This window comes from Thermococcus peptonophilus (genome assembly GCF_001592435.1).
GTDB classification, from domain to species: Archaea; Methanobacteriota_B; Thermococci; order Thermococcales; family Thermococcaceae; genus Thermococcus; species Thermococcus peptonophilus.
Genome location: NZ_CP014750.1, coordinates 746,858 through 766,776, shown reverse-complemented (window position 1 = coordinate 766,776; position 19,919 = coordinate 746,858). Strand labels below are relative to the sequence as shown.

24 protein-coding genes and 3 tRNA genes are annotated in these 19,919 nt (G+C 50.3%); 13 read left to right on the top strand and 14 right to left on the bottom strand.

Features of this window, described 5'->3' with window-relative positions; translation table 11 throughout:
- The first annotated feature begins 30 nt into the window (after positions 1-30).
- Positions 31-1,146 carry an MFS transporter gene (locus tag A0127_RS04115; protein ID WP_062388306.1) on the top strand — a complete coding sequence of 372 codons (1,116 nt, stop codon included), beginning with the start codon at positions 31-33 and terminating at the stop codon, positions 1,144-1,146.
- 68 nt (positions 1,147-1,214) lie between these two features.
- Here the strand turns inward: A0127_RS04115 and A0127_RS04110 are convergent, their stop codons facing one another.
- The gene (locus A0127_RS04110; RefSeq protein WP_062388305.1) at positions 1,215-2,408 is read right to left on the bottom strand and encodes a proteasome-activating nucleotidase; all 1,194 of its coding nucleotides are present in this window, start codon (positions 2,406-2,408) and stop codon (positions 1,215-1,217) included.
- A 216-nt stretch (positions 2,409-2,624) separates the two neighbouring features.
- Between A0127_RS04110 and cas6 the strand changes: the two genes are divergently transcribed.
- Positions 2,625-3,374: a CRISPR-associated endoribonuclease Cas6 gene (gene cas6 / locus A0127_RS04105; RefSeq protein WP_062388302.1), complete on the top strand. Its 750-nt coding sequence runs from the start codon at positions 2,625-2,627 to the stop codon at positions 3,372-3,374.
- Here the strand turns inward: cas6 and A0127_RS04100 are convergent.
- Complete coding sequence (locus tag A0127_RS04100) at positions 3,331-4,227, bottom strand: MraY family glycosyltransferase (protein WP_062388300.1); 897 nt, start codon at positions 4,225-4,227, stop codon at positions 3,331-3,333. The genes cas6 and A0127_RS04100 overlap by 44 nt on opposite strands.
- Before the next feature lie 53 nt (positions 4,228-4,280).
- Between A0127_RS04100 and A0127_RS04095 the strand changes: the two genes are divergently transcribed.
- On the top strand, positions 4,281-5,603 hold the full coding sequence (locus A0127_RS04095; RefSeq protein WP_062388298.1) for an HAD-IA family hydrolase: 1,323 nt from the start codon (positions 4,281-4,283) through the stop codon (positions 5,601-5,603).
- A 6-nt stretch (positions 5,604-5,609) separates the two neighbouring features.
- The gene (locus A0127_RS04090) at positions 5,610-5,993 is read left to right on the top strand and encodes a DUF2304 domain-containing protein (RefSeq protein ID WP_062388295.1); all 384 of its coding nucleotides are present in this window, start codon (positions 5,610-5,612) and stop codon (positions 5,991-5,993) included.
- Here A0127_RS04090 and A0127_RS04085 read toward each other — a convergent pair.
- The 4 genes from A0127_RS04085 to A0127_RS04070 all read right to left on the bottom strand — a co-directional run bounded on the left by A0127_RS04085 (position 5,990) and on the right by A0127_RS04070 (position 8,147).
- Positions 5,990-6,532, bottom strand: a complete 543-nt coding sequence (locus A0127_RS04085; RefSeq protein WP_231855804.1) for a deoxycytidylate deaminase — start codon at positions 6,530-6,532, stop codon at positions 5,990-5,992. The genes A0127_RS04090 and A0127_RS04085 overlap by 4 nt on opposite strands.
- Entirely contained in the window at positions 6,532-7,311 is a 780-nt protein-coding gene (locus A0127_RS04080) for a M48 family metallopeptidase (protein ID WP_062388290.1), read from the bottom strand. Before A0127_RS04080 ends, A0127_RS04085 begins: the two co-directional genes overlap by 1 nt.
- A 6-nt stretch (positions 7,312-7,317) precedes the next feature.
- Positions 7,318-7,683 (bottom strand): BlaI/MecI/CopY family transcriptional regulator, encoded by a 366-nt coding sequence (locus A0127_RS04075; protein ID WP_062388287.1) that lies wholly within the window; start codon positions 7,681-7,683, stop codon positions 7,318-7,320.
- A gap of 386 nt (positions 7,684-8,069) precedes the next feature.
- Positions 8,070-8,147, bottom strand: a tRNA-Lys gene (locus tag A0127_RS04070).
- A 94-nt stretch (positions 8,148-8,241) separates the two neighbouring features.
- Between A0127_RS04070 and A0127_RS04065 the strand changes: the two genes are divergently transcribed.
- The 5 genes from A0127_RS04065 to A0127_RS04045 all read left to right on the top strand — a co-directional run bounded on the left by A0127_RS04065 (position 8,242) and on the right by A0127_RS04045 (position 11,981).
- On the top strand, positions 8,242-9,150 hold the full coding sequence (locus A0127_RS04065) for a dihydroorotate dehydrogenase (protein WP_197463604.1): 909 nt from the start codon (positions 8,242-8,244) through the stop codon (positions 9,148-9,150).
- 83 nt (positions 9,151-9,233) lie between these two features.
- A complete protein-coding gene (gene queC / locus A0127_RS04060) occupies positions 9,234-9,953 on the top strand; it encodes a 7-cyano-7-deazaguanine synthase QueC (RefSeq protein ID WP_062388283.1) in 720 nt (239 codons plus the stop codon).
- A gap of 52 nt (positions 9,954-10,005) precedes the next feature.
- Positions 10,006-10,082 (top strand) — tRNA-Phe (locus A0127_RS04055).
- Between the two features lie 12 nt (positions 10,083-10,094).
- Positions 10,095-10,172 (top strand) — tRNA-Gly (locus A0127_RS04050).
- Between the two features lie 162 nt (positions 10,173-10,334).
- Positions 10,335-11,981, top strand: coding sequence for a transglutaminase-like domain-containing protein (locus A0127_RS04045; protein WP_062388280.1), 1,647 nt, complete (start codon positions 10,335-10,337; stop codon positions 11,979-11,981).
- A gap of 28 nt (positions 11,982-12,009) precedes the next feature.
- Here A0127_RS04045 and A0127_RS04040 read toward each other — a convergent pair whose 3' ends face one another.
- The 5 genes from A0127_RS04040 to cgi121 all read right to left on the bottom strand — a co-directional run bounded on the left by A0127_RS04040 (position 12,010) and on the right by cgi121 (position 15,481).
- Positions 12,010-12,324 carry a hypothetical protein gene (locus tag A0127_RS04040; RefSeq protein WP_062388277.1) on the bottom strand — a complete coding sequence of 105 codons (315 nt, stop codon included), beginning with the start codon at positions 12,322-12,324 and terminating at the stop codon, positions 12,010-12,012.
- Positions 12,321-13,523, bottom strand: coding sequence for an MFS transporter (locus A0127_RS04035; RefSeq protein ID WP_231855803.1), 1,203 nt, complete (start codon positions 13,521-13,523; stop codon positions 12,321-12,323). Before A0127_RS04035 ends, A0127_RS04040 begins: the two co-directional genes overlap by 4 nt.
- 12 nt (positions 13,524-13,535) lie before the next feature.
- Positions 13,536-13,799: a TMEM165/GDT1 family protein gene (locus tag A0127_RS04030; RefSeq protein WP_062388274.1), complete on the bottom strand. Its 264-nt coding sequence runs from the start codon at positions 13,797-13,799 to the stop codon at positions 13,536-13,538.
- A 9-nt stretch (positions 13,800-13,808) separates the two neighbouring features.
- Positions 13,809-14,987 carry a pyridoxal phosphate-dependent aminotransferase gene (locus tag A0127_RS04025; RefSeq protein ID WP_054840897.1) on the bottom strand — a complete coding sequence of 393 codons (1,179 nt, stop codon included), beginning with the start codon at positions 14,985-14,987 and terminating at the stop codon, positions 13,809-13,811.
- Between the two features lie 86 nt (positions 14,988-15,073).
- Complete coding sequence (gene cgi121 / locus A0127_RS04020; RefSeq protein WP_062388271.1) at positions 15,074-15,481, bottom strand: KEOPS complex subunit Cgi121; 408 nt, start codon at positions 15,479-15,481, stop codon at positions 15,074-15,076.
- A 160-nt stretch (positions 15,482-15,641) separates the two neighbouring features.
- Between cgi121 and A0127_RS04015 the strand changes: the two genes are divergently transcribed.
- The 4 genes from A0127_RS04015 to A0127_RS04000 are packed head-to-tail and all read left to right on the top strand — an operon-like array spanning position 15,642 to position 18,244.
- Entirely contained in the window at positions 15,642-15,833 is a 192-nt protein-coding gene (locus A0127_RS04015) for a ribbon-helix-helix domain-containing protein (protein ID WP_054840899.1), read from the top strand.
- A gap of 59 nt (positions 15,834-15,892) precedes the next feature.
- Positions 15,893-17,134: a cell division protein FtsZ gene (gene ftsZ / locus A0127_RS04010; protein WP_062388268.1), complete on the top strand. Its 1,242-nt coding sequence runs from the start codon at positions 15,893-15,895 to the stop codon at positions 17,132-17,134.
- A gap of 26 nt (positions 17,135-17,160) precedes the next feature.
- Positions 17,161-17,931 carry a ParA family protein gene (locus A0127_RS04005; RefSeq protein ID WP_062388264.1) on the top strand — a complete coding sequence of 257 codons (771 nt, stop codon included), beginning with the start codon at positions 17,161-17,163 and terminating at the stop codon, positions 17,929-17,931.
- On the top strand, positions 17,918-18,244 hold the full coding sequence (locus A0127_RS04000) for a CopG family transcriptional regulator (protein ID WP_156471148.1): 327 nt from the start codon (positions 17,918-17,920) through the stop codon (positions 18,242-18,244). Before A0127_RS04005 ends, A0127_RS04000 begins: the two co-directional genes overlap by 14 nt.
- 62 nt (positions 18,245-18,306) lie before the next feature.
- Here the strand turns inward: A0127_RS04000 and A0127_RS03995 are convergent, their stop codons facing one another.
- From A0127_RS03995 to pyrF, 3 genes are read right to left on the bottom strand one after another with little or no spacing between them, the layout of a single operon-like run.
- The gene (locus A0127_RS03995) at positions 18,307-18,756 is read right to left on the bottom strand and encodes an adenylyltransferase/cytidyltransferase family protein (protein ID WP_062388261.1); all 450 of its coding nucleotides are present in this window, start codon (positions 18,754-18,756) and stop codon (positions 18,307-18,309) included.
- Position 18,757: 1 nt separating this feature from the next.
- Positions 18,758-19,276 (bottom strand): RNA-binding protein, encoded by a 519-nt coding sequence (locus tag A0127_RS03990; RefSeq protein ID WP_062388258.1) that lies wholly within the window; start codon positions 19,274-19,276, stop codon positions 18,758-18,760.
- Positions 19,276-19,917, bottom strand: coding sequence for an orotidine-5'-phosphate decarboxylase (pyrF, locus tag A0127_RS03985; protein WP_062388255.1), 642 nt, complete (start codon positions 19,915-19,917; stop codon positions 19,276-19,278). The genes A0127_RS03990 and pyrF overlap by 1 nt, the downstream gene beginning before the upstream one ends.
- Positions 19,918-19,919: the final 2 nt, after the last annotated feature.

Here is a 19,919-nt window from a genome sequence, read left to right as displayed (position 1 = left end):
CTTTTAAACGTTTCATCTTTTGTCGAACCCATGCGGAAGAAACTCCTGTTGCTGCTCTCCCTCGGCTGGATATTCAACTACGCCCACAGGATGGCAATACCTCCCCTCATCCCCATTATAAAAGCTGAGCTGGGTATAGCCAACGCCAAGGCCGGCCTGCTGATGACTGCATTGCTACTTCCCTATGCACTCATCCAGGTACCCGCGGGCTATCTTGGAGACAGGCTCGGAAGGAAGCGCCTCTTAGTGGTGAGCATTATAGGGTACTCCCTCTCTTCTGCGCTCATAGTCTTCGCGCGCCAGTACTGGGAGCTTCTGGCGGTTAGGGCTCTCTATGGAGTTTTCTCGGGCCTTTACTATGCCCCAGCGACAGCCCTCATAAGCGAGGTCTACCGGGAGAGGAAGGGCTCAGCTATGGGCATCTTCATGGTCGGGCCGCCAGTAGGGAGTGGGATCGCTCCCCTGATAGTCGTACCCATAGCGCTCTCCCTCCAGTGGAGGTACGCCTTTGCGGTACTCTCTTCCATGAGCCTCCTTGTTGGAGTTGCCCTTACCTTCGCTGTCAAGGGAGAAGTCTCGAAGCCGTATAATGCCTCACTCTCGATTCCGATGAACGTTCTCCCCCTAAGCGCTGCGAATTTCCTTGCGCTCGCGGCATTCTTTGGCCTTCTAACGTTTCTGGTGTCATTCCTGGTACACTCGGGAGTCTCCCTCGAAATTGCCTCGGGTCTTTTCTCTTTACTCTCGGTTGTGGGGGTGGCCGGCTCTTTCCTCGGTGGCATGATCTACGATAGAACGGGAAGGAGAAGCGTCCCGCTGGTATTCGTGTTAAATGCACTGCTGACGTTCCTCCTTGCAGTAACAGCATCTCCCTGGATTATAATCCCCCTCGGGCTTACGTTCTACTCAGTGGGCCCAATAGTTACTGCTTACACCTCAGAGAAAGCAAGTCCAGAAAACCTGGGTTCAGTCATGGGCTTCGTTAATATGGTTGGGTTTTTCGGCGCGACGGTTGGGCCTTATCTCTTAGGCCTGCTTATAGATATCTTTGGCTACAGGCATGCTTTCTTATCTATTCCCGTAATGTATCTGCTCGCGTGGGTGATACTGTGGATTGAGAGCTTTCTGAAAAGGAAAAAACCTTGAAACAAGCCCAGAAAGACTGTACTATTGTAAATGCTCGCTTTAAAATCAGGAATAAAAAAGGAGGGGCTTCAGCCGTACATTACCTCGTGCATCGCTATCTGCTGGGCCAGTCTCTTCTCAGAGCCGAGGACTTTCTCCACGGCCTTGAGGAAGTCGTCCTGCGTAACGTACGTCCTTCTGTCCCTGATGGCGAACATGCCTGCCTCGGTAGCTATGGCCTTGAGGTCGGCTCCACTTGCTCCCTCGGTTATCTCGGCTATAACGTGCAGGTCAACCCCCCTGAGGTTCATCTTCCTCGTGTGGACCTTGAGTATTTCCAGCCTGCCGTGATAGTCCGGGAGTGGAACCTCTATTAGCCTATCGAACCTTCCGGGTCTGAGCAGAGCTGGATCAAGTATGTCCGGCCTGTTAGTTGCCGCTATGACTTTCACGTTGCCCCTCGGGTCGAAGCCGTCCATCTCAGCGAGGAGCTGCATAAGAGTCCTGTTGACTTCCCTCTCGCCGCCGGTGGTTTCGTCCATTCTCTTTGCGCCTATGGCGTCTATTTCGTCTATGAAGATTATCGTGGGTGCCTTCTCCTTGGCAAGCTCAAAGAGTTCGTGGACCAGTCTGGCACCCTCTCCGATGAACTTCCTGACCAGTTCACTACCGACGACGCGGATGAAAGTGGCGTTGACGTGGTTGGCAACTGCCTTTGCCATCAGAGTTTTTCCACAGCCCGGCGGACCGTAGAGGAGAACTCCTTTCGGCGGCTCGATGCCGACCTGTTCAAACAGCTCCGGGTGCTTGAGCGGGAGCTCTATTGCTTCCCTGAGTTCCTGGAGCTGCTTCTCAAGTCCGCCTATGTCGTTGTAAGTGACCTTGGGCCTTTCAATGACTTCGAAACCGAGGACGCTCGGGTCTTTCTCGCTCGGCAGGAGCTCCACTATCGCCATCGTCCTCTGGTCGAGCGCCACCCTGGCTCCTGGCTTGAGCTTGTCCCTCTCTATCCACGGTGCTATCCTGACGACGAAGCGCGGCCCGTTGTAGTTCTGAACGATAGCCCTCTCGTCGTCGAGCACCTCTATGACGTTCCCTGCAAAGGCCGGCGGCTGTCTGAGTCTTGACATCTCCATTCTCAGCCTTGAAAGCTCCCTCTCAAGTCTCTCCTTGTCTGCCTCAAGTGTTCTCACCTGTAACTCCAGCTGCCTGATTCTCCTTTTGAGGAAAGTGACGTAATCATCGTAACCCTCCGGGTGAACGTCAGTGTTCTCAATACTCATGCATTCTCACCTCTGACTTCTCTCCTGATGTATACCTAGTTGGGACTCTTTTTAACTCTATCCATATCAGCCGATACCAAGTTCAGAGTGTGACAACTTTTAGCCGAGGGTAGTTTATAACCCACTGATTCACAATAGTCTTCAAATCCGACTTCGAAACACTTATTAACCTTTTTAACGTTTAAATACATTGGCACTATATTGGAGGGATCAATAATGAGGATTGAAATAAAGCTCAGGCCCGCTGAAGTGGGTACTATTCTCCCGTTTAACTACAATTATGAGGTCTTTTCTCAGTTACTGGAGAAGATTTATTTGGTCTCCCCAGAGCTCGGCAAAGAAGTCGAATCCAGCGGTGTTGATTACTTTACGTTCTCCAGGATAATGGTCAGGAAGAGGGAGCTTATTCCAGAGGCGGGCATTAGGGTTCTCTCCGATGACGTTTCTCTCTATGTGTCGTCCCATTCCACCGATGTTATTCATGCCATTGCTGAGGGCTTTCTCGATGATCCCCTCCTAAAGATTAAGGATGCTGTTTTTATCGCGGACGATGTTAAGGTCCTGAAGGAGCCTGAGCTTAAAGGCCCAGTTCTCTTCTCAACTCTCAGTCCAATCCTCGTGCGAACGGTTAAGTTTGTCAACGGCAGAATGAAAGTGTGGGACCTCTATCCAGATGATGAGATGTTCTTCGACAAGCTCCGGAAAATAATGCTCATGAGGTATTCGAGCATCTACGGTGAAATGCCAGAGGACAAGGAGTTTAAAATTGATGTTCTGAAGTTTAAGCCCGTGAGAATCCTCGTCAAGGATACCTATTATAGGAGTTCCCTCATGGTTTTCAAGTACTCGGGTTCACCGGAACTGGCGCGACTAGGCTATGAGGCTGGTTTTGGCGAGAAGACCCGCTACGGTTTTGGTATGGTCAAAGTAATCGACTCAGAGCAAGGGCGAGAAGGCCAAGAATGAACTCTATGGCCCACACTATTGCGACCAGCTTCGGTTCGTTCACGCGTACTTTTCTCATTATCATTCCCAGAAAGCTTGGATAAGGTGGTGCCTTTAGCGTCCCGTCGGGCAGGATCTCGGTTCTTCCATGCTTTCTGACCCCGAATCTGACTCCAGCGGCCTTTATGGTAAAGTCCAGGAAGTGGGGTATTAGAAGAATTGCCCCGTAGGCTTCAACCTTCCCAACAACTACAACGAGTCCAATAAGTGCCCCAAGGCTCAGGGTTCCAGTATCGCCGGGAAATATCTTGGCTGGATATCTGTTCCACCAGAGAAAGCCTAGGGCTGCCGCTGCACCGGTAAAGGCCAGCTCTCTGGCTGTTCCCTCTGTGAGTAGCCCCAGAAAAGCCAGCGCGATAGCGCTCGTCCCGACCTCCAGTCCGTTAAAACCTGCCAGCATGTTCACTAGGTTTGCCGAGCCCACTACATACAGAAGGGCTACCAGAGGGTAGATAACTCTGAGATTAAGGGGGAATCCGAATACGTCCACATATCGGGGAACGTCAAAAAACATCACCGGTGAAGCGACTATCAAGGACAGAGCAACCTTGTGGGACTGCTTTAGGGCCGTTAAGTCGTCAACGATTCCCACTATCCCAAACAAGAGAAAAACGAGACCAATCCTTGGTTCGATTAGAGATGACACAGTTCCGATAGAGATGAGCAGTGATAACCCACCCATTTCGGGGACTTCGGGCTTGGTCAACTTGTGTATGTCCTTTCCAACTATTCCAGCCCTTTTCATGAGTCCAGCGAGATAGGGGGTTAGTACCGCCGAGAGAGTTAAGGCTATAAGGGGAGCCGCCGCTTCCATTACTGACACCGCATTCCTTTGGAACTGCAGAAAATAAACCCTTCGGTGGTAGTATGGACATCAGACTGGTGGTCTTCGACCTCGACGGCACGCTGGTCGGTGCCCCAAAGGCGTTCTCTGAAGTCAAGGAGGAGCTTAGAAAAAGACTCCGGGAGATGGGCATAAGCGAAGAGCTTATTGGAGACCTAACACCCATGTACGAGACCTTGATTAAAATCTCCGAGAAAACGGGCATTCCCTTTGACGAACTCCATTCGATACAGGTCGAGCTTGAGACCGACAGGATGAAAGACGCCTTCCTGTTCAAAGGAGTTCATGAGTCCCTCGAGTTCTTGAGAGAGAAGGGAATCAGGATGGCAGTTGTAACCAGGAGTTCAAGGGATGCCGCCCTCTTCTCCCTTCAGAAAACTGGCATTGCTGACTACTTTGACATCATTGTGGCGAGAGAAGATGTTCCCCCAGACCAGTTGAAGCCAAATGGGGGACAGATAAAGCGGGTTCTGGATGCCCTTGGAATCCTCCCCGAGAAGACTTTGGTTATAGGGGATCACGGCTACGATGTCATAGCTGCAAAGAACGCCGGTGCACTCAGTCTCTTGGTGACGTCCCATGAAGCCGGAAGGATGAGCTTCTCGGTCGAGGCATTCCCCAACTTCGAAATTTCCACTATGGAGGATTTCATTCCGTTAATGGAGCGGTTGCTGTCGAGCTACGTCGTTGTTCCTGCTTATAACGAGGAGAAGACAATAGGCTCGGTTCTGACCGACCTCCTGCGTTATTTTAGGCGTGAAGAAATAGTCGTTGTCAACGATGGTTCAAAGGACAGAACTGAAGAGATAGCGAGGTCTTTTGGTGTCCACGTTCTCACCCATCTCGTAAACAGAGGCCTCGGTGGGGCGCTCGGTACGGGGCTCGCTTACGCAGTAAGAAAGGGCGCTAAAATAGTTCTTACCTTCGACGCCGATGGCCAGCATCTGATAAGCGACGCACTGAATGTCATGAAGCCCGTTGCGGAGGGAAAAGCGGACTTTGCGGTCGGCTCCCGCCTTAAAGGAGACACCAGTCAGATGCCCCTTGTCAAAAAGTTTGGAAACTTAGTCCTCGATTTCATAACTGCGCTGTTTGCACGTAAGTACGTCAGCGACAGCCAGAGCGGGCTCAGGTGCTTCAGCGGTGAGTGTGCCGCAAAGATCAGGATTACCTGCGACAGGTATGCGGTTTCAAGTGAGATTATAATTGAAGCCGTTAAAAACGGTTGCAGAATTGTGGAGGTTCCGATAAAGGCTGTCTATACGGAGTATTCGATGAGAAAGGGGACAAACGTCCTTGAGGGTATTAAAATAGCCCTCAACCTGCTGTTTGATAAACTGAGGTGAGGTATTATGTACGCGGCTCAGGCCATAGCACTGTTAGTTCTCGCGTACCTCCTCCTTAGACTATACCGCGACTACTCCGGAGGGAGACTGGACTGGCAGAGCGGAATATCGTGGGCCATACTTATACTTGTGTTTGTCGTTGTTGCAATCTTCCCAATTCAGGTATCTCAAGCGGTAAAGGATCTGCTGGGTCTTGGAAGGGGGCTGGATGCTCTTTTTGTGGTGTCTATCGGTCTCTTGTTCTTTATCGTCTTTGACCTTTACCTGAAAATCGACAGGACTGAAAGGGAGATAACCGAATTAACGAGGAAAGTTGCCATAGAGCTCGAAGAAATCAACGAGCGGCTCAAGGCGCTGGAAGAAAAGGTTAAAGTTGAGGAAAGGCACTAAAAGTCCTCTCCAAACAGCTCCTCCAGGAACAGCCTAACCCTCTCCTTTTTGAGCTTGAACTGTCTGATCTTCACTATTCCCTTTTCTTGCGCTTCCCTCAGGAGTATCTCGGTGGCCTCGTTGGGATACATTTCTTCATAGACTATCTCACGGATGCCCGCGTTTATCAGGAGCTTGAAGCAGGTGTCGCAAGGGAAGTGGGTGACGTAAAGCGTCGCCCCTTCAAGACTTATGCCCTTCCTTGCCGCCATCGCTATGACGTTCTGCTCGGCGTGGACTGCCCTGTGACAGTGTCCATCCACAATAAGACAGCCCACGTCAATACAGTGATTCATACCCCTAGGTGCACCGTTGTATCCCGTTGCTAGGATGTAGCCGTCTTTCACTGCTACCGCTCCAACTCTGAGCCGTGGGCAGGTTGCCCGGAGGGAGACGAGCTTTGCTATCAGCATGAAGTACTCGTCCTTGGTCGGTCTGATTTTCTTTATCCTCTCGGCCTTTTCATGATCGAGCTTTATCTCTATCTTTGACATAACCATCACTGGATGCGTTTGTTGAGGTTTGTGATGTACATAGTGATCCTCATTATTCTTTCTTCGTAGGAAGGATGGGTCTCGACAAAGGATACCCGTTTGGTTCCCGGGTCCCTCTCTATACTGGGTTCAATGCTCGGCAGGGCGTTGATCTTTACACTCGTCCTCAGGTCTTCGTAGTATTTCAGCTCCTCAAGCGCCCTTTTGAGACTCATTGGGGTAGGTAGCAGCCTCAGTGCAGTGTCGTCGGCCATGAACTCTCTCTTCTTCATGAGGCTTATTCTCGAAGCCTCGTAGGAAATGTACAGGAAGGGAGCAACTATCCTGACGGCTAGGTTTCCGCCGAGTATCAGCAGGACGGTTGTTATGAGCATTAGATACCGGCCGTATGTAACCATTGGAAACAGCTTTGTGTCCCCGTTCTTTATGTGGCCGAGCTCATGTGCGGCAACTGCCAGGATTTCATCATCATCCAGAACCTCAAAAAGCCCCAGTGAGAGGACGATATTTCTACCGAAAGAGTATGCATTGGGGATGTAGTCATCCTGAAGGTACACTACTGGAACTCTCATTCCAGCTTTTTTTGACATCTTCTCTATACCCTCATGGAGCCACTTCATTTCCTTTTTATCGAGGGGGATAAGCCCGTTATTAGCCCCATACCTGGTTGCCATTAGATACATACTCATAAGGGTTAACGTAGCGAGAATAGTAGCGGCTATTCCCACCGTTCCCAAAGATATGTACAGCAACAGCACCTCGAGGGCTACGATGAGCGGTATCATATATCATCACTTTTTCATCTTTGAAAGGTATGCGTAGGTTGCCTCTCTGAAGTTGTTCATTAGGGCGTCCAGTATGCTCTTGACTACTTTCTGCTCGAACTCCTCCCTGGTCGTTGTTATTGAGTACACGTATCTCATTCCACCCCTTCCACGCTCCACTGTTCTCTTCAGCAGCCCTTTCTCGCAGAGCCTGTTCATCAGTATGCTGACGGTTGATCTTCTGATTTCAGGGTATTTCTTCTTCAGCTCTTCATATATCTGTCCAGCGGTCGCGACTTTGAAACGCCACATGAGTTCCATTATCTCCGCTTCCATGGGTGGGAGAACAGCCTTTATGCCCTCTTCGGTGAGCTTGAATTCGTGGGGTTCCATGACGATCCCTCCTCCTATTGGGGAATAGTAAAGAATACGATAAAAACTTTTCTAGCAAGCTTTTGGAAAAAGCTTGCCCAAAGAAACTTTGCTGGGCAAAGTTTCATCAAGGTTAGTGGTTCTCGATTAAAGGCTGTTTTGAGAGGATTTCCTTTGAATGCTGTCTTGGGTTGTGAATTTCAATTTTGACAGGCTAGTTTTAGGCGAGTTTGCTTTGTAATGGACGCCCGTAGGGCGTCGGGGTGTTAGAAACTCCTTTTCAGCAGGCTGAAACTTAGGAAATTCACTGATGCTATCTTGTGTGTTGTGGAAATCCCCATAGAAAAGCAATTTTGGGAGGAACCATGAGCCTTGATCAAACTTCGCGCAGGCGAAGTTTGTATTGCTGGCGGGCCGGGCGGGATTCGAACCCGCGGCCACGGGGTTAAAAGCCCCGCGCTCTAACCAGGCTGAGCTACCGGCCCGTGCCCGAATCTTTAACCTGATAAAGCTTTTATAAGCTTTGCCCCTGCTGGGGGTCAAGGTTTTATACCGGTCTCCTGCTAAGCAGAGTTGGTGATTGAAGTGACAAAGCTCTCAATCAATCTCCTAGGCATAGAGTTCGAGAATCCTCTCATTCTTGCTTCAGGTATAAACGATAAGGTCCCGGAGCAGTGGATAAGGGCGCACGAAGAAGGTGCCGGTGGTGTGGTTACAAAATCAATAGGCATCGAGCCGAGAAAGGGCTACGACAACCCAACGATAGTGGAGCTTCCCTACGGGCTGATAAACGCTATGGGCCTCCCAAACCCTGGCTGGAAGGGCTTCCTTGAGATGGCTGAAGGCTACACGTTTGATTTTCCCCTTATAGTGTCCATTTTCGGTGGAACACCGGAGGAGTTCGCCTTTCTAGCGGAGAAGCTGAGCGACGTTGCCGACGCATTCGAGCTCAACCTCTCCTGTCCTCACGCTAAGGGATACGGTATGGAACTTGGCCAGAAACCTGAGAACGTCTATGAGGTCGTCAGGGCGGTTAAAGATGCCACTGACAAGCCTGTTATAGCCAAGCTTACACCGAACATTGATGATATAACAAAGCTCGGACTCGTGGCGGAGAAGGCGGGCGCCGATGCTGTCTCGGCGATAAACACACTGAAGGCAATCGCGATAGACATCTACGCCAGAAGGCCCATACTGAGCAATAGGGTCGGCGGCTACTCTGGACCGGGCGTCAAGCCCGTTGCCCTGAGAGCTGTCTATGACCTCGCGAGAACTCTTGACATTCCTGTGATTGGTATTGGAGGAATAACTACATGGCAGGACGCCGTGGAGTTCCTTCTGGCTGGAGCATCGGCACTTCAGATAGGAACCGCAGTTTACATCCGCGGCTGGAATGTGTTCAGGGAGATAAATGAGGGTATCAAGCGCTACCTTGAAGAGGAAGGGTTTTCGAGCGTGGAGGAGATAGTCGGGCTGGCGCTGGAGTAAGAGGGGATGAAAAGTTACAAGTGATGTTGAGATTCCAAAGGATTTTAAGCAATCAAAATTTGATATAGGTCGGGTGGAAAAAAATGAGACGTGCGGTCGTTCTCTTCAGCGGCGGACTTGACAGCACCGCCTGCCTTTACTGGGCGAAGAGGAACTACGATGAGGTCATAATGCTCACAGCTAACTACGGCAGCAATGAAGAGAAGGTCACTAACAGGGTGGCAGAGTTCTTTTCGAAGGAGCTGGACGTCCCGCTCAAAATAGTAAGGCTCGACTTTCTGGAGGAGTTCTCAAAGCTCCGCGGGACGACGCTAGTCGGAGGAGAGACGCCGAAGGTTACCGGAGAAGAGCTTGAGGATATAAGGGTTGCTCAGGAGACCGCCAAGAGCGTGTGGGTTCCCGCTAGGAACGTCGTTCTGATAGCAGTTGCCGCTTCTCTCCTCGATGCCCTCGGCGGCGGGGATATAGTGGTCGGCTTCAACGCCGAGGAAGGAGCAACGTTTCCGGACAACACACCAGAGTTCGTTGAGAAGATGAACGAGATGCTCAGGTATGGGACAATGGCTGAGGTTAAAGTCGTTGCACCACTAATAAATCTAGACAAAAAGGGAATAGCAAGGCTCTTGAAGGAGCTAAACGCTAAGTACGAGTACTCCAACTCCTGCTATATGCCAAAGGGCTTCACCGAGGACGGGAAGCCGATCCACTGCGGCGAGTGCGAGAGCTGCGTGCGGAGACACAGGGGCCTGATCGAGGGTATTGGGGAGGATAAGACGGTCTATGCTGTGGAGCCCAAGATCTGAGTCATCACCGCAAGATTTATAAATCCCCTTTGTCTCCCTATTTCTGGAGCGTGGGGCGGTAGCTCAGCCTGGGAGAGCGCCGGACTGAAGATCCGGGTGTCGGGGGTTCAAATCCCCCTCGCCCCACCACTTTCTCGCAGTGCGGTGGTAGTCTAGCCTGGTCTAGGACACCGGCCTTCCAAGCCGGTGACCCGGGTTCAAATCCCGGCCACCGCACCATTCTAACCTCACGGCGATTTCTGGAATCTCTTCACCCAAAAAGCCCTATTGTTGAATGATTTCTCATGAATATTCATCGCCATGCTTTATCGGTTCACTGTGGCGAAATGTTCTTATATGTTGGCGTAATGATGTTTTTGAAATCAATATATGGTGGTAATCATGCCAGACGAAAAGGATATACATTATTTCATTACCCGGATTATCAATCCCGACCTGAATTGGATTATTGCATCCCTACGTTCTACTCGCAAGGCCCTCTATGGTCGTGACGGATACACCGGAATAAAGTGGACTGACTTCTCGATAGGAGATACTCTAGCTAGCAGGCTAGAACAGTGGAGGGACGATCTTTGGTATGAGTACAAGCGGGAGTTCCCTAGAAACGGAAAGGTTATTCTGGACGAGTTTTTCAAGATTATGGTCGATGTGGAGGCTAGACTCCCAGATCATCCTGATAACAGGAGAATTATTGAGGCATTGTGGGAACTCGCTGAGAAAATGGGTCAGTATCTTAGCCTTAGCGAGTACATCAAAGAGAAGAAAAGTGAGGTCAAAGCTGAAGTAGCTAAAGTGAGGGCAGAAGATGAACGCCTTCGTAGGAAACTCCTTGAGAGTGGGCGCCGTCGTCGTGAAAATAAATCTTCGCAGATAGAACCCCTGCAGGCTTCGGCTCCTTCGCGTTCAACACATTCATGGAAGACTCTATCCTCACCACCTGATGAGAAAAAATTCCCTTGGAAAGCCGTATCTGCCCTCGCGATCGTGATTATACTCTTGGCCGTAGTGGCTGTGTTTAAGGGCAATTTGCTCCCATCAAACGCGCCAGTTCTTAAGGCTAACTCAAGTTCGCTGGATTCTTTGGTGAAGTCCAATCCGCTCTCTTGTAGTGGGGCTTCGTCATCTCTGGAAAAAGCTCTCAAGTGCTACCTCAACGACCCAAAAATAATGGAGGGCCTCCAACCTCTTGCTACTCAACTGAAAAAGGACACTCTTGAGGAGAGTGCTTGGAACGTGCTTGAATGGGAAGATAAGCGTATATCCTATGATTACTCAAAGACTTTGGCTCCTTCTACGGCTATTCAAACGCCTCTTGAAACGATTGAACGTGGAAAGGGAGTTTGTGTTGATTATGCCCTTCTCACGGCGGCACTGTTGGTTAAGATGGGGTATTCCCCTGTCTATGTGTTTGACATTGATTTCTCAAATGATCCCATTGGTCATGTTGTCACCGCTATTAAGGTGAATGACAAGTACTTCATGCTTGATCAGCACCCTCCAGTTATGGATTTGGGCACTTATTGGAAGGATTGGGCATACTGGAGGAACCAAAATTCAAATGGTCTTGAGAAAAACCTCATTATCTCTAAGGCTGCTGTGTATGAGATCAAAAAGACATCACAGGGAATAACTGTAAACTCTGTTGGGACTCTTACCGCTGAGGATTTTAAACAGGATGACTATGTTTTCACACAGGCGGATATTCAGCACATAGTGTCCGATTTGAAGCAAGTACTCTTGGAGAATTATCCTAACCTCCACCTAAATACGCAAATTGCAAATCTGGACAGCTCTAGGTACTTACCTCCCGGCTACTCTGATGGCAGTACCTGGCACATGGAATTTCCGCATTTCGGAGAGTATTATAACCCTACGTTCCATAAAGAGTTCGTGGATTATCTGTATGGTCATATAATTGACAGCCCGGAACTAAAAGAGGATTTAGAGTCTTATCAATACGTTTGGATAAAGGGGAGCATTGTGGAAGGGAATTCCGTGAAGATCGTTATAAATCTCGCTAGGAGGTAGTAGTCAGCTACTTGGTTCATGACCTCTCTTATCTCTCAAGTTCATCCCTTACCTCTTCATCGAGGAGAACCGCTAGGATTAGGCCCGCGAGAAGAGACAGGGTAATAGATGAGGCTGAGGGCATCCCAATCGTCCAGATAATCCCAAAGACAAAGTCAAGCAGGGCTATGTAAACGGAGATTCTTATCAGGTTCTTTACTCCCCTTAGGATCCCCACTGCGAGAACACCATGGATCAGTCCAATGAGAAGTAGCATCCAGTCCGGGCCTCTTAAGAGGGCTAATCCGCCGAAGAAAATTGTAATTAAAAGAAAAGCAAGGAAGAGAGTTGTTCTGGTCTTCATTCTCCTAGCTCCTCCACCGGGAGTTTCATTCTGGATGCCGTAAGGAGGAGCAGTATTCCGATTATGGGCATTGCCATGTATATTCCCATTCCAACTGCAACACTGCTTACGAGAACGAACATCACGTTCGGTGCAACCGCGTTGGCGCTGTTTGAGATAAGACCGAGGGCAAAGCTCGCCTCGGGATAGATCTCCTTGGGATACGCCGCTGGTGCAGTCGTCCAGAATGCTGGCCCCGTCCCCTGAACAATCCCGGCTACCGCAAACCCGAGCAGGGCAAAGGTGTAGTCGCTGGCGCTTATTCCCTTCCAGACAAAGACGAGGCCGAGTAGAGTTACCGCGTAGGAGATGACCATGACGCTGACTATCGCCTTGAACAGGCCCCTGTTGGATGTGTTCCTGAGGGATAGGCGGTAGCCGAGGTATCCCATTATGATTGACCAGAGGCCCATCGAGATTTCAAGGGCCATGACGAGGTTGGCCGTCTGTGAGTCCGTGAACTCGGCATGGTGGAGGGTAAATGAGCCCAGAGTGAATATTATCCAGAGCGCCGGGAAGAACGTGAATCCAAAAACCCATGTGAAGGGCATCTTCCAGACGTTTGTCCTCCTAGAGGAGTGCTTCTCTTTGGGTATCTCGAAGTCTTCAACAAAGAGCCACCAGAGGGCGAGCATGGCATACATCACGACCGCCGAGATCAGGAACGCGATTTTAACCGCTTCCCAGCCCTCGTAGGTGTGGGAGGCCCACTTGGCAAGGTTTATGCCGTAGATCCCACCCCAGAAGATTCCGGAGAGGATTATACCCTTTGCAAAGGGTCTCTCCGCAAGGAAGAGTCTGCCGATCTGGTTGCTGAAGACCGCTATAAGCGCCACGATGAATCCCTGGAAGAACCTGAGGGCGACAACGCCCCACCAGTTCCCAACGAAGGGTATGAGGAACTGGGGTATCGCCGCGAAGCTGACTATCATCGTCACGCTCCGCTTGAATGAGCCTTTGAAGAGACTCGTCCCACCCAGAAGGAACGCCACAAAGAGACCAACGACGTAGGCGGTCTGCTGGTAGCCCATAGCGGCTTCGGTTATCCCGTAGTGGGATACGACAACACTCTTGAACTTCTCCAGCATGTGCATTGTCCCAAAACCCGTTGCCACAACTAGAGTGTTCATGAGGACGGTTGTCCACCTCTTATCGGCCAATTTTATCCCTCCTCACATTTTTCCAAGTAGCATCAGGATGCCAAAGACTATGAATAGAACGCCAGCGCCTTTGTGGATAACTTCAATCGGAAGAACGTCTCCAATCTTATCCCCAATGAGGGCACCTATCAAGTTGACGGCAGCTAATCCGAGGATAGCCCCCAGAAAGGCAGTTTTCCACCCGTATTTTGAGGCGAATGCTATCGTCGTGAGCTGGGTCTTATCTCCGAGCTCTGCCAGAAAAATGGAAACAAAGACGGCAAGCAGGTTTTCCATGGAACCACCTCACAGCTTCGAGAGGGCCTCCTTCATTCTCTCCATGGCTTCAATGAGCTTCTCCTTTTCGGTTGCGTAGCTTATTCTTATCCAGCCCTCACCCTGCCTTCCGAAGGCGGTTCCAGGGATAACGACAACTCCGGCGTTCTCAAGGAGCCACTCGGCAAAGTCTTCACTGCTCATGTCGAGCTCCGGATCAATCTTGGCCCAGATGTAGAACGCTCCCTTCGGTCTGAATGGTGTTATGTGCGGCATATCGTTGAGGTACTTAAGGACGAGCTTTCTCCTCTCGTCGTACACCTGCCTCATCCTCTCGACGGCTTCCCAGCTCCTCTTGTCGCGCAGGGCTGTTATACCCGCTATCTGGATGAAGGATGTAACGTTGCCAATAACATAGGCGTGGAGCTTTATCATATCGCGGATGACCTGCTCAGGTGCTATGGCGAAGCCGAGGCGCCAGCCTGTCATGGCGAAGGTCTTGGAGAAGCTGTTGGCGAGTATCGTGTTGTCCGGGGCGTACTTTATCATCGGGTGGTGTTTGGCTCCCTCGTAGAGGAAGTGTTCATAGGGCTCATCGCTGAGGATGTAGATGTTGTAGTCCTGGGCTATGTCAGCTATAGCCTTTGCAACATCCTTCTTCATTATTGCTCCCGTCGGGTTGTTGGGGTAGTTCATGACTATCATTCTTGTCCTCTTTGTTATTGCCTCAAGGAGCTCGTCGGGATCGATGCGGAACTTGTTCTCTTCCCTGAGCGGGATGCGGATTATCCCGGCCTCGGCTATCTTGGCATCTTCGACGTAGCAGACAAAGGCCGGATCAGGGATTATCACGTCGTCGCCCTGTTCGAGTATGCTCTCGAAGGCGAGGTAAGTGGCCTCGTACGCACCTGCGGTGACTATTATGTTGTCCATGTCAACATCAACGTTGTAGAACTCCTTGTAGTACTCGGCGATGGCCTCCCTAAACTCAGGGATACCTGCGTTGGGAGTGTAATGAGTGTAGCCTTCATCAATCGCCCTCTTGGCGGCTTCCTTTATGATCTCGGGAGTGTCAAAATCCGGCTCTCCAATACCGAGTGAGATGACGTTTTCCATCTTGGAGGCCTTCTCAAAAAGCTCCCTTATCTTTGACCTCTGGAGGATGTTTATCCTGCCGGCCATGAAGTACTTCCTCTTCTTATACCTCATCGATGTTCCCCCCGGGCAGGTCGGGAATGATAAAGCCAGTTATATAAACCTATCCAATAGAATCGTCAAAAATGTTTTGAAAAACCCTACAAAACTTCGACTAGGGCACTTTTTTCAAAGAATCTTTTCAATTCGTCGTCGGAGCAGTCTTTGAGTTCAACCTCTGTAAGACCAAGATTTCTCAGGGTCTCTTCTGCCTTGGATCTATCGCCGAATATCACAAGGTAGTTGAGGCCGTTTTTTGCTCCTACCTCTCTTATTGCTTCTCTTATCTGGTGGGTTCCAGCCAAGCGGAGAAGTAGCTCACCCCCAAGAGTTTTTGCGTGGGCAGTACCCCTTTTTACTGCCCTATCTGCCAGGACTGCCGCGAAAGCTACTGCCCTCCAGCACTCGACACTGACCAGTTGCACATTCGAACCTAAGTAACCGAGTACATCATCAACATTGTGTACATCAACTCTAGTTATATGTATGCTTTTAGTTACAGAAATCACTCTCAATCACCTGTCTTACCGTTTAGAGATTGGCCTTAAAAGGATTTTTCAAAAAATTTTTGAAAATCATAATATCAAAATATTAAAACAGAAGCATAAAGTATTTAACTACTTAAATCATTAACTAATTCAGCGGCTTGGTGAACTGGGTGGTGCAGGGATGAGCAGAATGAGAATTATCAGCGTTCAGCTTCCGCAGGGTCTTATCAACGCCATGGATCAACTCGTTAAAAAAGGTGTTTATCCCAACAGGAGTGAGGTCATTCGCGAGGCGATCCGTGAGCTTCTGAAAAAGGAGCTGTACCGCCTGGAGACTGAAGAACGCTCAACGCCGGAATACATCATTAAATAAGCGCTAAAATTAGCGGTAAAATAATGTTGCAATCTCTGATTATGAGAGGGGGTTGGAAAATGGTGTTCAAACTGCTTGAGCAGGCGGGGATAAAAATAGACCTGGACGATGAGTCGAAAAAAGTTCAAACAGCGCCACAGTTCGATGACGATGATGAGAACGAAATAAGAATAGTCATAGTTGGTGTTGGTGGCTCTGGAAACAACACCATAACAAGGCTTTATGACCTCGGTGTTCAGGGTGCCGAGCTTATTGCCATGAACACTGATGCTCAGGCCCTCAAGCATGCCAAGGCTCACAAGAAGCTCCTTCTTGGGAAGGATCTGACCCAGGGAAAGGGTTCTGGCGGCGACCCTGAGATTGGTTACCGCGCAGCAGAGGCGAGTGCGCACGAGATAGCTGAAACAATTGGAGACGCCGATTTGGTTTTCATAACCGCTGGAATGGGCAACGGAACGGGTACCGGCGCAGCTCCCGTCGTTGCCAGGGTCATAAAGGAGCGCGCTCGCCACAACGGCCGCTTCAGGGAGCCACTCGTCATAAGCGTTGTCACGTATCCGTTCAAGAATGAGGGTAAGATCAGGGAGGAGAAGGCAAAGGCTGGAATAAAGGCCCTTCTGTACTATTCGGACACCGTCATAATAATCGAGAACGACAAGCTCCTCCAGCTCGTACCCAAGCTCCCGATCAACGCGGCCTTCCGCTTTGCGGATGAGATTATAGCCAGGATGGTCAAGGGCATAACCGAGACTATAAAGCTCCCGTCTATGGTGAACATTGACTTCGCAGATGTTTACAGCATAATGCACAACGGCGGTGCTGCCCTCATAGGTATCGGAGAGAGCGACTCAAGCAACAGGGCCGTTGACGCCGTTAAGAACGCCCTCCAGAACAAGCTCCTCGACGTGGAATACGGAAGCGGCGAGAAAGCACTCGTCCACTTTACAGTTGGTCCCGACGTCAGTCTCGGCGAGATCAACGAGGCAATGAACATCGTCTATGAGAAGCTTGGCGAAAAGAGCGAAATCAAGTGGGGTGCCAGAATAGATGAGGACATGGGCAAGATGGTTCGCGCGATGGTGATAATGACCGGCGTCAAGAGCCCGCACATCATTGGTGGAGAGACTGCCCTTCAGCTTCCAGTAAAGGATTCTCTGCTCCCCGCTGAGCCAAAAGCAGGATTCAACTCCTTTGAAGACAAGATATACAAGGTAATATCTCGCAAGTCCGACGCAAGGCCAGGAAGTGACATGAGAGGATATATAAACAAGCTCCTGGCCGATTTCGACGACCTCAGCTGACTTTTATTCCTTTTAGGGTGAAACAGATGGCAGTCGTAATCAGCGTTGCCAATCAGAAGGGGGGAGTGGGCAAGACAACGCTCACGATGAACCTCGGCTTTGCCCTCTCTGAAATGGGCAAGCAGGTTCTCCTGGTTGACGTTGATCCCCAGTTCAACTTAACATTCGGTCTAATCGGGATGAAGGTTCTTGAGCACTCCAACAGGAACGTTGGGACGCTGATGACTAGGGAGAGTGAGATTGAGGAGACTATTGTCTCCGTCAAGGAGAACCTTGATCTTATTCCAAGCCATTTGAATCTATCGGCCAAGGAGATCGAGATAATAAACGCCTACAACCGTGAGAGACGACTCGAAAAGGCCCTTATTCCGGTACTCCCAGACTACGACTACGTCCTCATTGATAACCCGCCCAGCATGGGCATATTCCTTGTGAACTCCCTAACGGCATCTGATTATGTGCTGATACCGCTTGAGCTTAGCTACTTCGGAGTAATCGGCATGCAGCTCATGTTCAACCTGATGAGGATGATCAGGGAGGAGACCAACGAGAACCTAAAGCTACTAGGCCTCGTTCCCAACAAGTTCACCAAGCAAACGAAAGTTCCGAAGATGCGCCTCAAGGAGCTGAAGGAGGCTTATCCAGACGCTCCGATACTGACCACGATACCGAAGGCCATAGCCCTTGAGAAAGCCCAGAGTGAGGGTAAGAGCATATTTGAGTTTGAGCCGAACGGTAGGGCATCTAAAGCCTTCCAAAAGCTTGCCAAAGAGGTGGTTGAAATTGTCGAAGGATAAACTCCCGAGGCTTTTTGACGGCTCAATAAACGAATTAACCCGCCCTTCTAAGTCCAAGAAAGAGAAAACCGCCGATTTAAAGAAGGATAAAATGCAGAAGACCCTTTATATCACCAAAGATATGAACAGAAAGCTCATCGAGCTCTACGGTGAAGAGGGGAGGAGACAGAGCATAATAGTCGAGGATGCGGTAAACCTGTACTACTACCTCAAGCAGGCCCTCGGCGAGAAGAAGTTCGAGGAGCTAATGAGCGCCGTCAAAAGGGAAGATCCAGAGTTCCTTCGCGATTATCTGAGCAGGTTTAAGCTTTAGTCAAAAAGCTCTAATCGATGCCCTAAAATCATGGTGTGGTTGAAATCAGATGGTCGAATCCTTTACTCGCAGAACGTCTCCACTATCCTCTGGATTATTTTGCTCGTCTTTGCTCTGTCGCTTTTGTATAGGTAGGGTATCCGTATGACTTCGGCGTTTATCCCGTGTTTTCTCAGTTCCTCTTTCAGCTTCTCGCAGTTGAAGAACTGATCCGGGCCGATTGCTATCACGTCCGGGTCTATCCTCTTCACTAGCTCTATGTCTATCGTCCCGGGCGTTCCTATGTAAACCTCGTCCACGTACCTTATAGCCCTCAGGAGTTCGGCTCTGTCCTCCGCGGGGTTTATGGGGTCTCGTCTCTTCTGCATCCTCACGGTCTCGTCGTGTGCGACTATGACGACCAGCTCATCGCCGAGCTCCTTAGCCTGCTTTAAAAAGTGGATGTGGCCGACGTGGAGGATATCAAAGACTCCTCCAACCAGGACCCTGATCTTCTTCCGTTTCTCTTCCATCTCATCCCACCGTGACCTGCCAGATTTTATCCTTGGCGTGGTGGATGTTCTTCACGGCCTTGCCTTTCGGCTTCTCCTTCATCTTCCTGCCGTCCATGAGTGCTATCCCTATCGCGAGGGGCCTTCCGTAGTTCTCCTCGACGACGAAGACGAAGTCGCCTTCCTTGATGTTCTCGTCTGCGTCAACTATACCAGCCGCCATGACGTCGGCTCCGTTCAGGATGTATGGTACTGCTCCCTCATCCACGACTACCCTCCTCGGCCACTTCCTCAGGTCTTCTTCGTTGGAGAGCTCGTAGAGCGCTATGACGAGGGGAAAAACAAGCTCCTTTCTCCGTATGAAGAAGGGCTTCCCGTTCACAAGGAGGATTTCGGTGGTCTTGTCGAACTCAGCCACCTCCACCCTGTCCTTCTTGTTCAGCATCTTCCTCGCTATCTCCTCGCCGAAGATCTCACTCATCTCGCGGATTATCTCCTTTATCTCCTTCTTGCTGAGGGGGTGCTTGACCTTCAGCTCCATCAGACCACCTCCGAAATCTCCTCGTAGAGCCCCCTCGCGGCCTCGCGTGGGGTGTCACTACCGTAGATAAAGCGCCCGACTATCACGTAGTCGGCCCCGGCCTTAACAGCGTTCTTTGCCTTTCCGCCCTGTGCACCCACACCTGGAGTAAGAATCTTTATCCCCTCCTGGAGCTTTGAGCGTATGTACGAGACGCGCTCAGGTCTGGTCGCGGGAGCTATTACCCCGAAAGGCTTCAGCTCGTTCGCAAGCTCGATCAGCTTATCGACGACGGGCTGAATGAACTCTTTAGCTCCGGGGTGGCTCATCTCGACAACTATAATCGTTTTTCCAAGCCCCATAACGGCCTCGACGCTGTCCCTGCCGACGAAACCGTGGACGATGATGTAGTCCGCTCCGGCTTCGAAGACCTTACTCGCTATCATCCTGTTCGTGTTCGGTATGTCCGCCAGCTTGAGGTCGGCTATTATTGGAAGACCTGTGACCTGCTTGAGCTCGGTGATTATCTTCAATCCCGAGCCTGTTATGAGCGGCCAGTTTACCTTGATTGCCCATAAATAGTCTGCTGTGCGCTCCGCTATCTCGAGGGCTTTCTCCCTATCGTAAACGTCGAGCGCCAAGATAAGCCTGCTCTCTCTCATCT

Excerpts from the sequence above, each read along its gene's own strand:
- A0127_RS04115 (WP_062388306.1), top strand. The coding sequence starts at position 31 with ATGCGGAAGAAACTCCTGTTGCTGCTCTCCCTCGGCTGGATATTCAAC.
- A0127_RS04110 (WP_062388305.1), bottom strand. The coding sequence starts at position 2,408 with ATGAGTATTGAGAACACTGACGTTCACCCGGAGGGTTACGATGATTAC.
- cas6 (WP_062388302.1), top strand. The coding sequence starts at position 2,625 with ATGAGGATTGAAATAAAGCTCAGGCCCGCTGAAGTGGGTACTATTCTC.
- A0127_RS04100 (WP_062388300.1), bottom strand. The coding sequence starts at position 4,227 with ATGGAAGCGGCGGCTCCCCTTATAGCCTTAACTCTCTCGGCGGTACTA.
- A0127_RS04095 (WP_062388298.1), top strand. The coding sequence starts at position 4,281 with ATGGACATCAGACTGGTGGTCTTCGACCTCGACGGCACGCTGGTCGGT.
- A0127_RS04090 (WP_062388295.1), top strand. The coding sequence starts at position 5,610 with ATGTACGCGGCTCAGGCCATAGCACTGTTAGTTCTCGCGTACCTCCTC.
- A0127_RS04085 (WP_231855804.1), bottom strand. The coding sequence starts at position 6,532 with ATGGTTATGTCAAAGATAGAGATAAAGCTCGATCATGAAAAGGCCGAG.
- A0127_RS04080 (WP_062388290.1), bottom strand. The coding sequence starts at position 7,311 with ATGATACCGCTCATCGTAGCCCTCGAGGTGCTGTTGCTGTACATATCT.
- A0127_RS04075 (WP_062388287.1), bottom strand. The coding sequence starts at position 7,683 with ATGGAACCCCACGAATTCAAGCTCACCGAAGAGGGCATAAAGGCTGTT.
- queC (WP_062388283.1), top strand. The coding sequence starts at position 9,234 with ATGAGACGTGCGGTCGTTCTCTTCAGCGGCGGACTTGACAGCACCGCC.
- A0127_RS04045 (WP_062388280.1), top strand. The coding sequence starts at position 10,335 with ATGCCAGACGAAAAGGATATACATTATTTCATTACCCGGATTATCAAT.
- A0127_RS04040 (WP_062388277.1), bottom strand. The coding sequence starts at position 12,324 with ATGAAGACCAGAACAACTCTCTTCCTTGCTTTTCTTTTAATTACAATT.
- A0127_RS04030 (WP_062388274.1), bottom strand. The coding sequence starts at position 13,799 with ATGGAAAACCTGCTTGCCGTCTTTGTTTCCATTTTTCTGGCAGAGCTC.
- A0127_RS04025 (WP_054840897.1), bottom strand. The coding sequence starts at position 14,987 with ATGAGGTATAAGAAGAGGAAGTACTTCATGGCCGGCAGGATAAACATC.
- A0127_RS04015 (WP_054840899.1), top strand. The coding sequence starts at position 15,642 with ATGAGCAGAATGAGAATTATCAGCGTTCAGCTTCCGCAGGGTCTTATC.
- ftsZ (WP_062388268.1), top strand. The coding sequence starts at position 15,893 with ATGGTGTTCAAACTGCTTGAGCAGGCGGGGATAAAAATAGACCTGGAC.
- A0127_RS04005 (WP_062388264.1), top strand. The coding sequence starts at position 17,161 with ATGGCAGTCGTAATCAGCGTTGCCAATCAGAAGGGGGGAGTGGGCAAG.
- A0127_RS03995 (WP_062388261.1), bottom strand. The coding sequence starts at position 18,756 with ATGGAAGAGAAACGGAAGAAGATCAGGGTCCTGGTTGGAGGAGTCTTT.
- A0127_RS03990 (WP_062388258.1), bottom strand. The coding sequence starts at position 19,276 with ATGGAGCTGAAGGTCAAGCACCCCCTCAGCAAGAAGGAGATAAAGGAG.
- pyrF (WP_062388255.1), bottom strand. The coding sequence starts at position 19,917 with ATGAGAGAGAGCAGGCTTATCTTGGCGCTCGACGTTTACGATAGGGAG.